Genomic DNA, 13,716 nt, shown 5'->3' with positions numbered 1-13,716 from the left:
TAAGGGTTCTCTCAGGACGGGCCGCGAGACTAGGCCCATGACCGAGAGCAACAAGCCAGCGCCGCAGCCGGAAGAGTCCAACTCCGTGCCGACGAGCGCCGGTCAGACAGACTCCGGCGCGCGGGAGCAGGGCCCGTCGCTGCCGGATCCCGGCCAGCCGGATCCTTTGCAGGGGGGATCCGGCCAGGCCGGGGCCTACAGCGCTCCCGCGGGCCTGGGTGACCTGCCCGCCTCCTACTCTTCGGCCCAGCCGCAGGTGCCCTCACCTGACGCGGGCCAGACGCAGCTCGGCGGGTCCGGACCCGGCCAGCAGCTTCCCCCTTCAGGGTCCGGCCAACCTCACCCGCTCGGCCTCGGCGCCACGACCGCGCAGTTCGGCGCGGAACCGGGCCCCTTCACGGGGCCTCAGACGGGTCAGTACTACCTCCCGCCCGGCTACCAGCCGCCGCCCGTCCCGCAGCGCCCCAAGGGCCGCGGGAAGGTCGTCGCGGGCGTCGCGGCGCTCGTGCTGCTCGTGGGCGGGCTCTCCGGTGGCCTCGGCGGCTACCTGGGCTACAACTTCGCGAACGACTCGTCGTCCGTGAGCTCGCTCGACACACCCCGCCCGGCCTCGCAGACCTCGAACGCGCCCGCGGGTTCGGTCGAGGACGTGGCGAACAAGCTGCTGCCGTCCGTCGTCCAGATCCAGGTCACCACCCGGTCCGGCGCCGGCGAAGGCTCCGGCTTCATCATCTCCGGCAACGGCCAGATCGTGACGAACAACCACGTCATCGAGGGTGCCGCGGCCGGTGGCGAGATCAAGGTCGTCTTCCACGACGGCAGGACGGCGTCGGCCAAGATCCTCGGCCGCGACCCGAGCTCCGACATCGCCGTCATCCAGGCCGACGGCGTCTCGAACCTCCCGGTCGTGCAACTCGGCAACTCCGGTGACATGAGGACCGGCCAGGCCGTCGTCGCGATCGGCTCGCCGTTCGAACTGTCCGGCACGGTCACCTCCGGCATCGTCAGCTCGGTGAACCGCCCCGTCTCCGCCGGAGGTGACCGCACCTCGCAGGCGACCGTCCTCAACGCCATCCAGACCGACGCCGCGATCAACCCCGGCAACTCGGGTGGACCGCTCGTCAACATGCAGGGCCAGGTCGTCGGCATCAACTCCGCGATCTACAGCCCGAGCCAGGGTCAGGGCCAGGCCGGTTCCGTCGGCATCGGCTTCGCGATCCCGATGGACCAGGCACGCCGCACGATCGACGAGATCGTGAAGAGCGGCAAGCCCAGGCAGACGGTGCTCGGCGTGAAGGTCGAGTCGGTCGACCAGGGCGCCCGCATCTCCGAGATCACCTCCGGCGGTGCCGCGGAGAAGGCCGGGCTCAAGGCCGGCGACGTGATCACGAAGTTCGGTGACCGCCGCATCGACGAGTCGGACACGCTGGTGGCCGCCGTGCGGTCCAAGGCTCCCGGCGACAAGGTCACGATCACGCTGTCCGACAACAGGATGGTGGAAGCCACCCTCGACGGCGTCGAGGTGGGATAGGTCGGGGGCCGCTCGGTTTCCGGCATCCGCCGCCCGCCGGAAACCGAGCGTGACGACCCCGGAGAGGCCTCTGGCTGTGCGCACCTGCCCCGCACACAGGTAGAGGCCTCTTCTTACGTCCTCGTGACAGATGCGGGCCAGGCCGGCGTTCTTGGCTTAGCGTGGTGACGTGGTGGAACGGGTCCTGGTCGTCGACGACGACACGACGGTGCGCGACGTGGTGCGCCGCTACCTCGAACACGCCGGGTACGAGGTCGAGCTCGCCGGTGACGGGGAGCAGGCGCTGCGGCTGATGGCCGCCGCCGAGCCGGACATCGTGGTGCTGGATCTGATGTTGCCCGGCATCGACGGCCTCGAGGTGTGCCGGCGGATCCGGGAACGCGGCAGCACGCCCGTCGTCATGCTGACGGCGCTGGGCGAGGAAGAAGACCGCATCGCCGGGTTGCAGATCGGCGCGGACGACTACGTCACGAAGCCCTTCAGCCCGCGTGAGTTGGCGTTGCGCGTCTCGTCGGTGCTGCGGCGCGCGCATCGGGCCTATGAGCCGCGGGTGGTCCGGGACGGGAACCTCGTGCTGGACGTGGCCGCGCACACCGCGACGCTGGACGGGCAGCCGTTGCAGCTGACGACGCGCGAGTTCGACCTGCTGGCGTTCTTCATCGGCAACGCGGGCAAGGCGTTCGGGCGGGCGGAGCTGCTGGAACGGGTGTGGGGCTGGCAGTTCGGCGACCAGTCGACCGTGACCGTCCACGTGCGACGGTTGCGGGAGAAGATCGAGGAAGATCCGGCGAAGCCCCGGCGGCTGAGCACGGTGTGGGGCGTCGGCTACCGGTATGACCCGTGTTCGATCGACTGAGCCGCGTCTCCCTCACCACCGCGATGACCGTCATGGTCATCGTGCCGGTGGTCGCGACCATCGCCGGCGTGCTGATGGTCAGCGGGTTCATGTTCACGCCGATGCTCAACGCCACGCTCATGGCGTGCCTGGTCGTCGGGCTGGTCACCGTGCCGTTCTCGATCATGCTGGGCCGGGCGATCGCGCGGCGCACCATGTGGGAGCGCGAGGCCGAGGCGGCGCGGCGGCAGCTGGTGGCGTGGATCAGCCACGACCTGCGGACGCCGTTGGCCGGGATCCGGGCGATGACCGAGGCACTGGAGGACGGGGTCGTCGCCGAGCCGGGCGAGGTCGCCGTCTACGCCAAGCAGATCGCCCTGGAGGCCGACCACCTCTCGAAGCTGGTGGACGACCTGTTCCAGCTCTCGCGGATCACCGCGGGCGCGTTGAACCTGCCGATGCACGACGTGGCCCTGGCCGATGTGGTCAGCGACGTGGTCGCGGCCTCCCGTCCGGTCGCCGCGCGCCAGGGCGTCGAGTTGCGCGCCGATGCCCGCGCGTGGCCGGTCGTGAAGGGCTCCGATCCGGAACTTATGCGTGTTGTGCGCAACCTTGTGTCCAACGCCATCCGCCACACACCGGAGGGCGGCTCGGTCGCCGTCCAGGTCGATGTGGACGGACCCGAGGCGGTGGTGCGGGTGGACGACGCGTGCGGCGGCATACCCGATGACGTGCTGCCACAGGTCTTCGACGTGGGATTCCGCGGCTCGTCCGCACGCAATCCCTCCGGCGCCGGACTGGGCCTTTCGATCGCGCGCGGCCTCGTCGAGGCGCACCACGGGCGAATTGACGCTCAGAACCACGGTCCTGGCTGCCGCTTCGAGGTCAGACTCCCGCTACGGTGATCGGTATGGAACGCAGCGCGCAGCGCCTTGGCCGCGCTTTGGTCGTGATCGTGGACGACCGGGTGGCGCACGGCGAGCAGGACGACAACTCCGGGCCTCTCGTCACCGAACTTCTGGAAGAAGTGGGCTTCATCGTCGACGGCACCGTCGCGGTCGAGGGAGAGGTGGTCGACATCCGGGCCGCCCTCAACACGGCCGTCATCGGTGGCGTCGACCTCGTGGTCACCGTGGGCGGTACAGGCGTGTCCCCGCGCGACGTCACCCCCGACGCCACGCAGGGCGTGCTCGACCGTCCGATCCACGGCATCGCGGAGGCCCTCAGGGCGTCCGGGCTGGCCGCGGGCGCGGTCGACGCGGGTATCTCGCGTGGCCTTTCCGGCGTTTCCGGCAGCACGCTCGTCGTGAACCTCGCGGGCTCACGCTCCGCGGTCCGCGACGGCATGGCAACGCTGTCGGCTCTGGTGCCCTACGTGATCGAACAGCTGAGCGGTCTTGACGAAGAGTGAGTCGCCGAAGCCGGCCGACGACGACGCCGCAGAGCGTCGTCGCCGGTTGGCCGAGGTGTTCGGCGACGTGCTCCCGGAGACGACGTCGGACGAGCGCGGCGGCGGGGGCTCCCCGGACGACCGCGAGGCCTGGTACCGCGAGAACAGGCCACCGCATCACGGCGGTTGACGCTGTTGGGGCTTTGACGCGTTGCTGCTGCCTGACTTCGACTTCGTCTCGTGCGGTGGCAGCCGGGCATGTTGCTTGGCTGGGACTAGGCGCGTGGTGGGGTGGCGGGTGCGCGCTTGGTCTGGTGCGGTGGCAGCCGGGCTGGTTGCTTGGCTGGGACTAAGCGCGTGGTGGGGCGGCGGGTGCGCGCTTGGTCTGGTGCGGTGGCAGCCGGGCAGGTCGCTCGGCTGGGACTAAGCGCGCGGTGGGGTGATGGGTGCGTGCTTGGTCTGGTGCGGTGGCGGCCGGGCAGGTCGCTTGGCCGGGACAAAGCGCGCGGTGGGGTGATGGGTGCGCGCTTGGTCTCGTGCGGTGGCAGCCGGCAGGTCGCTTGGCCGGGACAAAGCGCGCGGTGGGGCGGCGGGTGCGCGCTTCGTCTCGGCGGACGGGTGGAGATCAGATCGCGGGACCGCGGCGGTCCTGCGCGGTGTTCTGCGCCGGGGTGGTCTGCTGCTGGGCGGCGAGCAGGTCGCGGATCTCGATGAGCAGTTCGACGTTCGTCGGCTCGGCCGGGCCGGCCTCCTCGCCCCTCTTGCGGCGCTCCTGGATCTTCTGGATCGGCAGCACCAGGACGAAGTAGACGACAGCGGCCACGATCGCGAAGTTGATCGCGGCGTTGATGACGTTGCTGAAGTCGAGGTACGTGTCCTCCTTGCCAGACCGGATGTAGAAGCCGAGGCCCTTCGTCTCGGTGCTGCCGAGCGAGGCGATGAGCGGCTTGATGAGGCTCGTGGTGAACGCGGTGACGATCGCGGTGAACGCCGTGCCGATGACCACGGCCACAGCCAGGTCGACGACGTTCCCACGCATCAGAAAGTCTTTGAATCCCTTCAGCATCAGCGGAGAGTAACGGCTAATGCGTGATCCAGTGACATCGCGGCCACACGAGTTGCATTAAGTCTCGGCAACGTGAGCACGACGACTTGGCCGCGCGTCTCGCGCACCGCCGCGTTCTCGGCGAGCACCTCGCCGGACGACGACACCACGTCGACCCGGCTGCCCAGCCGCACCACGTCGGCAAGGCCCTGGTCAGCCACCCGGACGGCGACCGAGGCCTGCTCCTCCGAGGTGCTCGCGAGGTCGAAGTCCGTCAACGGGACGCCCGCGCGCGTCGGAGACGCCAGCGGTCTGCCCACCAGTTCGGCGGAATCGGGAAAGGTCCCCGGTACGGGTGAGGCCAGCGATGCCAGCCGGAGGTCCGAGGCGGACAACGACACGCCTGCCGGCAGATCCCTCGCGGCGACCACCGCCGGATGGCCCACGTCGGGCCAGAAGAACGTCGACGCCGCCATCAGGGCCAGGCCCAGGGCCAGAAAACGGCGCCACGCAACGGAAGGGCGGCGGCGGGACAGCGTGCGGACTCGGTCCAGAACGGTCGCGGAAAGGCTCATGCCTCCGACCGTAGGGCGGTCGGAGGCAGGGTGGACGGGGCTGAGCGCAAGTTGTGGACAACTCGCGATCTTCAGGACGCGGCGGCCGCCGGAGCGCTCGTCGAGGACTTCGAGTCCGATGAGGACGTCGTGGCGGCCGCGCTCGTGGACGAACCCGACCGGCTGTCGGTGCGGTAGAACCCGCTGCCCTTGAAGACGACGCCGACGGCGCCGAAGAGCTTGCGCAGCTTGCCCGAGCACTCGGGGCACTCGGAGAGGGAGGAGTCGCTGAACGACTGCACAGCCTCGAACCGGTGCTCACACGCGGTGCAGGCGTACTGGTACGTAGGCACTGGGTTTGCTCCTAGCTCTGGCACTCGACCTTTGTGAGTGCCAACACGATTTTCGCTCAGGACCTTCCCGGAGCGCAAACACCCCAGGTCAAAGTCACAGCCAGCGCAGGCCCACGGACGGTGTCAGCACGCCGTTCATCCGCACGTCATGCGGCTCGCCAGGCACCTCGGCGAGCACCTCGCAGTCCCGCACGACGCCGACCAGCGGGGCCTTGACCAGCGGCAACGAGCGATCGTAGTGGCCCTGCCCCTTCCCGATCCGGACGCCGTCCACCGACACGGCCAGCGCGGGCACGAGCACCAGCGAGGCTCCAGCGATCGCCGAGGCGCCGAGCCGGGGACCGGTGGGCTCCAGCAGCCCGAACCCGGCGGGCGCGAGCGCGGACGGCCCGTCGTACACCGCCCAGTCCAGCGGCGAGTCGCCCGTCACGACCGGGAGCAGCACCCGGCACCGCAGCCCGGTGAGCCACGACGCGTCACCGGGCTCCGATCCGACCGGCAGGAACGCGCACACCGTCTGATCAGGCGTGACGTCCAGAGCGGCGACGTGCGCGGCCAGCGCGGCGGCCTCCAGAGCGCGAACTTCGGCCGGCAGGGAACGCCGTGCGGCCAGCAACCGTGAACGCAACGTGGCCTTACGGTCACGAAGATCGGACGTCATGATGGGTATCCCCCGGTATGTCGTTAGCATCGCAGCCCATGAGCAGCGCCTTCCACACCGCTATCGTGCCCGCGGCCGGTCTGGGCACCCGTTTCCTCCCCACGACCAAAGCCGTGCCGAAGGAACTGCTGCCCCTCGTCGACACCCCCGCCATCGAGTACGTGGCGCGCGAGGCGGCCGAGGCAGGCGCGAAGCGGCTGGTCATCGTGACGTCGCCGGAGAAGGCGGCGGTCGCGAGCTACTTCGACGCGAACCCCGAGCTCGAGGAGACACTGGCCGCGCGCGGCAAGGCCGACCTCGTCGAGAAGATCCAGCGCGCTCCCAGGCTGATCAAGGCGGAGACCGCGATCCAGGAGCAGGCCCTCGGCCTCGGCCACGCCGTGGGCTGTGCCGAGGGGAACCTGACCGGCGAGGACGAGGCCGTCGCGGTGCTGCTCCCCGACGACATCATCCTGCCGACCGGCGCACTGAAGAGGATGGCGGAGGTCCGCGAGGAGAAGGGCGGCAGCGTCCTGCTCGCGTTCGACATCCCGCGTGAGCAGATCTCCGCGTACGGCGTGTTCGACGTCCGCGACACCGGCAACGACGACGTCAAGCAGGTCGTCGGCATGGTCGAGAAGCCGAAGCCGGAGGACGCCCCGTCGACGTTCGCGGCGGCCGGGCGCTACCTCCTCGACCGGGCGATCTTCGACGCGCTCAAGCGCATCACGCCCGGCGCGGGCGGGGAGCTGCAGCTCACCGACGCCATCGCGCTGCTGATCAACGAGGGTCATCCGGTGCACGTCGTGGTCCACCGCGGCGGGCGACACGATCTCGGCAATCCCGCCGGATTCCTGCGGGCTGCGGTTGACTTCGCACTCAACACCCCGGAGTACGGACCCGATCTGCGTGAGTGGTTGCGGGAACGCCTCGACAACTCCTGAGCGCGAGGACCAATCACATGAGGTCAGTGGACGAGCAGCTCGCTCGGGTGATCGCGGCCGCGGTGCGGCCCGCACCCGTGCGGGTGGCGATCTCGGAGTCGCAGGGCCTGCTCTGCGCCGAAGAGGTCGTGGCGGAACGCGCGTTGCCCGGCTTCGACCAGGCCGCCGTGGACGGTTACGCGGTGCGCAGTGTCGACGTGTCCGGTGCGAACGGGAACCCCGTGCAGCTGCCGGTCGTGGGTGAGATCCCGGCCGGCTCCCGGCAGCCGCGCAGGCTGCAGCCCGGCCAGGCCGTGCGGATCGCGACCGGCGCGCCGCTGCCCACGCTGGCCGACGCGGTCGTGCCGCTCGGATACACCGACGGTCACCAGGCCAAGGTGACGGTCAACCGCAGCGTGCCGTCCGCCGGGTTCGTCCGCCGCACCGGCGAGGACGTGCAGACCGGCGACGTCGCCGTGCGCCGCGGCGCGTCCATCGGTGCTGCTCAGGTGGGTCTGCTGGCCGCCGTCGGACGCAACAAGGTCCTCGTGCACCCACGTCCGCGCGTGTCCGTCATCTCGCTCGGCGAGGAGCTCGTCGACGTCGACCGCACGCCCGGTCAGGGCCAGGTCTACGACGTGAACTCGTACGCACTGGCCGCCGCCGCACGCGACGCGGGCGCCGAGGTCAGCCGGGTCGGCATCATGTCGGCCGACCCGCGCCGGCTGCGCGAGGTGATCGAGGGCAGGCTGCTGCTCTCCGAGATCGTCGTCATCGCCGGTGGCGTGGGCGGCACGGTCGGCGACGAGGTCAGGGCCGCGATCACGGACCTGGGCGACATGGACGTCACCCGCGTCGGCATGCACCCCGGCTCCGCGCAGGGCTTCGGCCGGCTCGGCCCGGACGCCGTGCCGACGTTCCTGCTGCCCGCGAACCCGATGAGCGCGCTCGTGGTGTTCGAGGTGCTGGTCAGGCCCCTGATCAGGGCCGCGCTGGGCAAGAAGAACCCGTACCGCCGCGCCGTCAGCGCACGCCTGCTGTCGCCACTGCAGTCGACCAAGGGCCGCAGGGGCTTCCTGCGCGGCCAGCTGCTGCGCGACGCGGACAACGGCGAGTATCTGGTGCAGCCGCTCGGCACGTCCGGGTCGCACCTGCTCGCGTCACTGGCCGAGGCCAACTGCCTGATCATGGTCGACGAGGACGTCACCGAGGTCTCCGTCGGCGAAGAGGTGCTGGTCAGCTTCCTTGCGCAGCGTGGATGAGCGTTTTCGCCGATCTGGGCAGACACCCCGGCTGGCCGGCCCGGCTGGGGCCTCTCCAGGTGCGCGCGGGCACCGTCGAGCTGCGCGGGCCGAGATTCTTCGACGGCGGTAAGTGGTCGAGGCTGCGCATCCGTGACCGCGCCTACCTCGAACAATGGGAACCGACGGCGCAGGAGGGCTGGGACGAGCGCAACGCGACGCTGTCCTGGCCCGCGCAGTGGTCGTCGTTGCGCGGCATGGCCCGGCGCGGCACCACGCTCCCGTTCATGATCCTCGTGGACGGCGAGGTCGCCGGTCAGATCACCGTCGGCAACATCGTGCGCGGCTCGTTGCTGTCCGCGTGGATCGGCTACTGGGTAGCCGCCGATCGGGCGGGAGGCGGCGTCGCAACGGCGGCCGTGGCGTTGCTCACGGATCATGCATTCCGCGACGCTGGTCTGCACCGGCTCGAAGCCACCGTCCGTCCCGAGAACGCCGCCTCGATCCGTGTGCTCACGAAGTCCGGCTATCGCGAGGAAGGCCTCTTCAAGCGTTATCTGGATGTTGCCGGACAGTGGCGCGACCACCTCTGCTTCGCGCTTACGACCGAAGAGATCCCGGACGGCCTAGTGCACCGTTTGGTCGCACGCGGAGAGGCCCGTCTTCCCTGACATCCGCTTCCGTTCGTCGTAATCACTTCACCCAAAAGTGGGTGATACACCACACTTTGGTACGCACCGAGTTCGGCGTGCCTCCGAGACAGGTGTGACTGTTGTGACTAGCGTGGTTGTCAGCACCACGCGTGGGCCGGGGGAGGTGAACGGGGAATGCCGAGTTCGCTGATCATCGTTGCGCTGGTCGTCGCCTGGCTCGTGGTCCTCGTCCCCATGATGGCCCGCAAGCGCCAGGAGAGTGCGCGCAGCGTGGGGGAGGAGTACGACGCCATGCCAGACGCCGAGTACGACGACATCCACGACATCGACGACGACTACTTCGACGAGGAGGAGTACGTCGAGCGCCCGTTCCGGCGTGGCCGCGGTGGCTACGACCCGGAAGCCGCCGTGCTGGTCGCACAGGCCAAGTACGCGTTCCGCCGCAGAGTGGTGGCGTTCCTGCTGGTCGCCGCCGTGGCGTCGGGAATCGTCGCCGGAGTGTTCTACGCGAAGCTCTGGTACGGACACGCCGCGCTCGACCTGCTGCTCGTCGGCTACCTGACGTACCTGCGCCGGCAGGTGCGGATCGAAGAGGAGATCCGCGGCCGCCGGCTCGCCCGCCTGCAGCAGGTGCGCCGCCGCCGTGAGACGGGCCCGCAGCAGCAGGAGACCCCGGCCGCCGCCGAGATCCCGCGGCAGGTCGCCGGAGAGCCCGAGACCACGCAGGTCGAGGTCGTCGACGACAGGCCCGCGCTGCCGCCGCTGCCGCGCTTCGAACACCACGTGCGGCCGGGCACCATCCCGGTCGACTCCGACGACGAGGACCCGGTCTTCGTCGAGTTAGAGGGACTGGAGTCGCTGCGGTACCGAGGTGCTGTGGGGGCATAGGAGGGGGTGGTGAAACACCCCTTCCGCGACTGCTATAGTTCTCGCGTAACACCGCAAGGGGCTGTAGCACAGTTGGTAGCGCGTCTCGTTCGCATCGAGAAGGTCAGGGGTTCGATTCCCCTCAGCTCCACCAAAGAACTACATGCACGAACACTCAGAGGGGCGGAATCCGGTCTACCGGATTCCGCCCCTTCTGCATTCACGACATCGGCCTGTGTAGCTGCCTGCGGCACTCGGAAGACGGGGACCATGCGGCCCGGTCCGGTGATTTTGATCTTGACTACGAAGGTCTCTACGACGGCCTTGCGTTGGTTGGGGTTGCCCGCGTTGATGATGGTGCGGATGTTGTTGTTGACCTGGGTGAGGGTGGCGGCGTCGGGCATGGTCGGCTCGTTCTCCAGGTCTTCCAGGAGTTCGGCTTCTCGTGCCTGTAGTTGTTTCTGGGTGGTGCGGTGTCCGCGCATCCGTTCCTTGACGGTGTCGTCGTCGGCGTCGAAGGTGTCGGCTTCGAATGCGTCGAGGTACTTGTCGATCTTCGCGGTGACGGCGGTGAGTTTCGTTTTCACGGTCTTGAGTTCGGCGGCCACCGTGTCGTGGCTGGATTCGTAGACCTTGCGGGCGGCGCCGACGGCGTCGCGGATGAGTTGGTGCTGGTTGCCGTAGAAGCTGGCGACGGAGTCGAGTACGGCTTGGTCGAGGGCGTCTGCGTTGATGCGGTCTTGGTCGCAGGCGTCTGTGCCGTACTTCATGCGCTTCATGCACGTGTAGTAGCGGTAGGTCTTGGTCTTGCCGGTGGCGCTGGTGCCGATCATCGCGCGGCCGCACTTGGGGCAGGGCAGGCGGCCGGTAACCATGTAGTCGGAGCTGTTCGAGGCGCGGCGCGAATGGCTGTCGCCGCGCGAGTCCATGATGCGTTCGGCTTCGTCGAACTGCTCGGGGGCGATGATCCCGGGGTGCGAGTCCAGTTTGATGACGTCGCGGTAGTGGATCTCTCCGAGGTAGACGCGGTTCTCCAGGATGGTGAGAATCCGTTTGAAGGCCCAGAGTCCGCCGCTTCGGGTGCGGTATCCGCGTTCGTTCAGCTCGTTGGCGATGGCCCGGGAGCCGAGACGGTCCTTTGTGTACAGGTCGAACATCAGCCGGATCACGGTGGCCTCGGCCTCGACCACGACGAGCTTGTGGGTGACCGGGTCCATCATGTAGCCGGGCGGGGCGTAGCCGCCCTTCCACTGTCCGGCCTCGGCCTTCTTCTCCATGCCCGCCGTGACGCGGTCCACGATCAGGTCCCGCTCGAACTGCGCGAACATCGACAGCAGCTGAAGCATCATCCGGCCGACCGGGGTCGAGGTGTCGAACGGCTCGGTGGCGGACCGGAACGCCACGCCGACGCTCTCCAACTCGTCCAGCAGCGTCACGGTGTCACGCAGGTTGCGGGAGAACCGGTCCACTCGATACACGAGCAACACGTCAATCATGTTCGACCTTGCCCACTGCATCGCCTTTTTCAGGCCGGGCCGGTCGGTGTTCTTTCCGGACGCGTCATCGCTGAACTTCTTGACGATCTTCCAGCCCGGTTGCGACTGGACGTAGGCCTCCAGCCGGGTGTCCTGCGCCTCCAGCGTGTAGGGCTGGTTCTCGTCGTCGGTGCTGCGCCGCGTGTAGATCCCGACCCGCACGGTGTCGAGGTCAAGCTCCGCCGCAGCGGCGCCTACCTTCTTGGCCCTCGTCCGCCTAGACAAAACAAATCCCCCAATTGATATCCGCACGTGTGTGAATAGGCGCGGTTTCCGGCAAGGCTCTGCCCATTCCGGTATTTCTTTCGGTCATGCCCTGGAATGTAGCATTCTCGGCGGCCTTTTATTAGGCCTGGGATTTACGCGGCATGCTGCAATTCATTCCAGGTATTGATGAGCGTGGCGAGGGCGCTCACCGCGTCCTCGCGCTGCGCCGCACTCAGGTCCTCGGTCTCGATGTGGTCGACCGTCCAGGCCTCGGGCTGGCGGGCTGCTGACTGCATTCGCGGGGCTCTCCGGGTGTGGGCGCGGGGAGCCCCCAGGCCAGCGCGAGGCTCGGGGGCTCCCCGCGCTGGTGGGCGTTGGCTAGGTGTGCTGCTCGATTAGTCGGCGTCGAGCGGGACGAGGGGGCGGCCGGCGTCGTCGCGCGGGTCCAAGGTCGGGGTGACCTTGCGCTCTCCGGCGAGGGCGACGCCGAACGCGCCGAGCAGGGCGAGGACTGCGGCGGCGGTGCCGGTGATGGCGTCGGCCTGGCCGGTGGTGAGCAGGCCGGAGCCGACGAGCCAGGAGACCAGGGCGGTGAGCAGGCCTACCCAGGTCGCGACGGTGCGCAGCGGGCGGGGGCGGGGATCGGTCACGGGGTGTTCCTCCAGGGTGGGTTGGGTGCCGTCGTGGCGTTCGATCCACAGCACGGCGGCCCGGCTGCCCTTGATCAGCAGCCAGACGACGAGAGCAAGGGAGACGACCCAGTGCCCGCCGGTCATGGGCGCGGCGGGCACCGGTTCGGCGGTCATGGGCGGATAAGGTCGGCCCAGTCGTCCCACCAGACCTCGCCCCACCGGGACGTGCTGTGGGGGCGGTGGGCGCGCTGCCAAGCGGCGACGGCGTCCTTAGTGGGCTGCTCGAAGATGCCGTCGGCCCAGCCGGGCGTGTTCGGGGCGAAGCCGCGGCGCTGGAGTTCCTCTTGGATGAGGCGGACGTAGTACTGCTCATCGGGGATGCCGCCCATCGACACGGGCGCGCCGCCGTGGGACTCGTTGGGGCCGCTGATGAGTCCGAAGTAGTGGTTCTGGGGCAGCGGGAACCGTGGCTTTGTCGGCGGCCGGGTCGGTGGCGGGGTGCTGGCGCCGCCGAGCATCGGCAGGTTCCACGGCCGGGTGTCGTCGCACAGGCTGGAGGCCACGACGCTGATGTGCACGTGCGAGGTGTGGGGGTTGCTGCCGGAGTAGCGGACCCACTGCCACGGCGAGAACTGCGCGCGGCTGTCCATGATCAACCCATTGGCGATCACGTACTTGATCCTGTTGTCGCGCGAGGTCTGGAGTTCGTCGGTGAACTTGTCGATGTCGAATCCGGCGCGGGGGTCGTGGGTGACGTCCAGGGCGGTGACGATGCCGGGGCCGTACCAGGGAGAGTGGTCGCTGGTGACGTCGTGGTTGGCGTCGCCGATGGTGCCGTCGGATGCCTTGTTCCTGTTGGGGAACTTGGCGTTGATCTGGTTTCGCAGGGTGAGCAGGGAGTTGGCTACACGCCAGGCCAAGGTGTTCTCTTTCTGTTGGTGGGCAACAAAAAACGGCCGTCACCGGGTGGTGACGGCCGTTCGCTTTGGGGGTGTGGGTGGTCAGGTGTGGCGTCGCACGGCGGCGGCGATGTCCTCGGCCTGGCGGCGGCGGTCGCGTTCGCGGTCGAGTTCGTCTTCCAGTTCGCCGATGCGGTCTTCGAGCACGGCGACGCGAGCGCGGAGCGCGGTCATCTCGGCGGCGTGCGCGGTTTCGCGCGCGGCCAGGGCTTTGAGGTACTCGGCGCGGTCGGACCGGTTGGCGGTCATCAACCTGTGGTTGGCGGTGAGCAGGTAGCCCACGACGATCACCAGCGCTGCGGACACGCCGAGTTGGGGCAGCAGGGTGGGGTCCATGAACCTCCGTCCCGG

17 protein-coding genes, 1 tRNA gene and 1 pseudogene are annotated in these 13,716 nt (G+C 69.0%); 10 read left to right on the top strand and 9 right to left on the bottom strand.

What is annotated here, in order from left to right:
* Positions 1-37: 37 nt before the first annotated feature.
* From BLR21_RS20250 to BLR21_RS20230, 5 genes are all read left to right on the top strand, one after another.
* Positions 38-1,531 carry a trypsin-like peptidase domain-containing protein gene (locus tag BLR21_RS20250; RefSeq protein ID WP_090007377.1) on the top strand — a complete coding sequence of 498 codons (1,494 nt, stop codon included), beginning with the start codon at positions 38-40 and terminating at the stop codon, positions 1,529-1,531.
* 169 nt (positions 1,532-1,700) lie between these two features.
* A complete protein-coding gene (locus BLR21_RS20245) occupies positions 1,701-2,387 on the top strand; it encodes a response regulator transcription factor (RefSeq protein WP_218130913.1) in 687 nt (228 codons plus the stop codon).
* A gap of 23 nt (positions 2,388-2,410) precedes the next feature.
* The gene (locus BLR21_RS20240; RefSeq protein ID WP_090007376.1) at positions 2,411-3,271 is read left to right on the top strand and encodes a sensor histidine kinase; all 861 of its coding nucleotides are present in this window, start codon (positions 2,411-2,413) and stop codon (positions 3,269-3,271) included.
* 5 nt (positions 3,272-3,276) lie between these two features.
* Complete coding sequence (locus BLR21_RS20235) at positions 3,277-3,777, top strand: MogA/MoaB family molybdenum cofactor biosynthesis protein (protein WP_030481337.1); 501 nt, start codon at positions 3,277-3,279, stop codon at positions 3,775-3,777.
* Positions 3,764-3,946 (top strand): hypothetical protein, encoded by a 183-nt coding sequence (locus BLR21_RS20230; protein WP_090007375.1) that lies wholly within the window; start codon positions 3,764-3,766, stop codon positions 3,944-3,946. Before BLR21_RS20235 ends, BLR21_RS20230 begins: the two co-directional genes overlap by 14 nt.
* A gap of 435 nt (positions 3,947-4,381) precedes the next feature.
* Here the strand turns inward: BLR21_RS20230 and mscL are convergent, their stop codons facing one another.
* The 4 genes from mscL to BLR21_RS20210 form a co-directional block, all read right to left on the bottom strand.
* Positions 4,382-4,822, bottom strand: a complete 441-nt coding sequence (gene mscL / locus BLR21_RS20225) for a large-conductance mechanosensitive channel protein MscL (RefSeq protein WP_090007374.1) — start codon at positions 4,820-4,822, stop codon at positions 4,382-4,384.
* Positions 4,822-5,376 (bottom strand): SAF domain-containing protein, encoded by a 555-nt coding sequence (locus BLR21_RS20220; protein WP_090007373.1) that lies wholly within the window; start codon positions 5,374-5,376, stop codon positions 4,822-4,824. The genes mscL and BLR21_RS20220 overlap by 1 nt, the downstream gene beginning before the upstream one ends.
* A 71-nt stretch (positions 5,377-5,447) precedes the next feature.
* Positions 5,448-5,708 carry an FmdB family zinc ribbon protein gene (locus tag BLR21_RS20215; RefSeq protein WP_090007372.1) on the bottom strand — a complete coding sequence of 87 codons (261 nt, stop codon included), beginning with the start codon at positions 5,706-5,708 and terminating at the stop codon, positions 5,448-5,450.
* A gap of 94 nt (positions 5,709-5,802) precedes the next feature.
* On the bottom strand, positions 5,803-6,369 hold the full coding sequence (locus BLR21_RS20210; protein WP_090007371.1) for a 5-formyltetrahydrofolate cyclo-ligase: 567 nt from the start codon (positions 6,367-6,369) through the stop codon (positions 5,803-5,805).
* A gap of 38 nt (positions 6,370-6,407) precedes the next feature.
* Between BLR21_RS20210 and BLR21_RS20205 the strand changes: the two genes are divergently transcribed.
* The 5 genes from BLR21_RS20205 to BLR21_RS20185 all read left to right on the top strand — a co-directional run bounded on the left by BLR21_RS20205 (position 6,408) and on the right by BLR21_RS20185 (position 10,186).
* Positions 6,408-7,292: a UTP--glucose-1-phosphate uridylyltransferase gene (locus BLR21_RS20205; protein ID WP_090007370.1), complete on the top strand. Its 885-nt coding sequence runs from the start codon at positions 6,408-6,410 to the stop codon at positions 7,290-7,292.
* Between the two features lie 17 nt (positions 7,293-7,309).
* The gene (gene glp / locus BLR21_RS20200) at positions 7,310-8,533 is read left to right on the top strand and encodes a molybdotransferase-like divisome protein Glp (RefSeq protein WP_090007369.1); all 1,224 of its coding nucleotides are present in this window, start codon (positions 7,310-7,312) and stop codon (positions 8,531-8,533) included.
* Positions 8,530-9,183, top strand: a complete 654-nt coding sequence (locus tag BLR21_RS20195) for a GNAT family N-acetyltransferase (protein WP_090007368.1) — start codon at positions 8,530-8,532, stop codon at positions 9,181-9,183. The genes glp and BLR21_RS20195 overlap by 4 nt, the downstream gene beginning before the upstream one ends.
* A 156-nt stretch (positions 9,184-9,339) precedes the next feature.
* Entirely contained in the window at positions 9,340-10,053 is a 714-nt protein-coding gene (sepX, locus tag BLR21_RS42605; RefSeq protein ID WP_090007367.1) for a divisome protein SepX/GlpR, read from the top strand.
* A 57-nt stretch (positions 10,054-10,110) separates the two neighbouring features.
* A tRNA-Ala gene (locus BLR21_RS20185) sits at positions 10,111-10,186 on the top strand.
* 598 nt (positions 10,187-10,784) lie between these two features.
* Here BLR21_RS20185 and BLR21_RS44700 read toward each other — a convergent pair.
* The 5 genes and pseudogenes from BLR21_RS44700 to BLR21_RS20150 form a co-directional block, all read right to left on the bottom strand.
* Positions 10,785-11,729 (bottom strand): annotated as a pseudogene (locus BLR21_RS44700) (recombinase family protein); the annotation flags it as partial.
* Between the two features lie 197 nt (positions 11,730-11,926).
* A complete protein-coding gene (locus tag BLR21_RS42600) occupies positions 11,927-12,070 on the bottom strand; it encodes a hypothetical protein (protein ID WP_176929713.1) in 144 nt (47 codons plus the stop codon).
* Positions 12,071-12,169: 99 nt separating this feature from the next.
* Positions 12,170-12,580 (bottom strand): hypothetical protein, encoded by a 411-nt coding sequence (locus tag BLR21_RS43870; protein ID WP_256334806.1) that lies wholly within the window; start codon positions 12,578-12,580, stop codon positions 12,170-12,172.
* Positions 12,577-13,326, bottom strand: a complete 750-nt coding sequence (locus tag BLR21_RS20155; RefSeq protein ID WP_090007364.1) for a peptidoglycan-binding domain-containing protein — start codon at positions 13,324-13,326, stop codon at positions 12,577-12,579. Before BLR21_RS20155 ends, BLR21_RS43870 begins: the two co-directional genes overlap by 4 nt.
* Before the next feature lie 81 nt (positions 13,327-13,407).
* A complete protein-coding gene (locus BLR21_RS20150; protein ID WP_090007363.1) occupies positions 13,408-13,701 on the bottom strand; it encodes a hypothetical protein in 294 nt (97 codons plus the stop codon).
* Between the last annotated feature and the right edge of the window lie 15 nt (positions 13,702-13,716).

It is taken from the genome of Lentzea albidocapillata subsp. violacea, from assembly GCF_900100275.1.
Taxonomy (GTDB): domain Bacteria; phylum Actinomycetota; class Actinomycetes; order Mycobacteriales; family Pseudonocardiaceae; genus Lentzea; species Lentzea violacea.
This window is presented reverse-complemented; position numbering and strand designations above follow the sequence as displayed.

What these genes read in the sequence shown, in the direction of transcription:
- BLR21_RS20250 (WP_090007377.1), top strand. Translation starts at nt 38, where the DNA reads ATGACCGAGAGCAACAAGCCAGCGCCGCAGCCGGAAGAGTCCAACTCC.
- BLR21_RS20240 (WP_090007376.1), top strand. Translation starts at nt 2,411, where the DNA reads ATGACCGTCATGGTCATCGTGCCGGTGGTCGCGACCATCGCCGGCGTG.
- BLR21_RS20235 (WP_030481337.1), top strand. Translation starts at nt 3,277, where the DNA reads ATGGAACGCAGCGCGCAGCGCCTTGGCCGCGCTTTGGTCGTGATCGTG.
- mscL (WP_090007374.1), bottom strand. Translation starts at nt 4,822, where the DNA reads ATGCTGAAGGGATTCAAAGACTTTCTGATGCGTGGGAACGTCGTCGAC.
- BLR21_RS20220 (WP_090007373.1), bottom strand. Translation starts at nt 5,376, where the DNA reads ATGAGCCTTTCCGCGACCGTTCTGGACCGAGTCCGCACGCTGTCCCGC.
- BLR21_RS20210 (WP_090007371.1), bottom strand. Translation starts at nt 6,369, where the DNA reads ATGACGTCCGATCTTCGTGACCGTAAGGCCACGTTGCGTTCACGGTTG.
- BLR21_RS20205 (WP_090007370.1), top strand. Translation starts at nt 6,408, where the DNA reads ATGAGCAGCGCCTTCCACACCGCTATCGTGCCCGCGGCCGGTCTGGGC.
- glp (WP_090007369.1), top strand. Translation starts at nt 7,310, where the DNA reads ATGAGGTCAGTGGACGAGCAGCTCGCTCGGGTGATCGCGGCCGCGGTG.
- BLR21_RS20195 (WP_090007368.1), top strand. Translation starts at nt 8,530, where the DNA reads ATGAGCGTTTTCGCCGATCTGGGCAGACACCCCGGCTGGCCGGCCCGG.
- sepX (WP_090007367.1), top strand. Translation starts at nt 9,340, where the DNA reads ATGCCGAGTTCGCTGATCATCGTTGCGCTGGTCGTCGCCTGGCTCGTG.
- BLR21_RS42600 (WP_176929713.1), bottom strand. Translation starts at nt 12,070, where the DNA reads ATGCAGTCAGCAGCCCGCCAGCCCGAGGCCTGGACGGTCGACCACATC.
- BLR21_RS43870 (WP_256334806.1), bottom strand. Translation starts at nt 12,580, where the DNA reads ATGACCGCCGAACCGGTGCCCGCCGCGCCCATGACCGGCGGGCACTGG.
- BLR21_RS20150 (WP_090007363.1), bottom strand. Translation starts at nt 13,701, where the DNA reads ATGGACCCCACCCTGCTGCCCCAACTCGGCGTGTCCGCAGCGCTGGTG.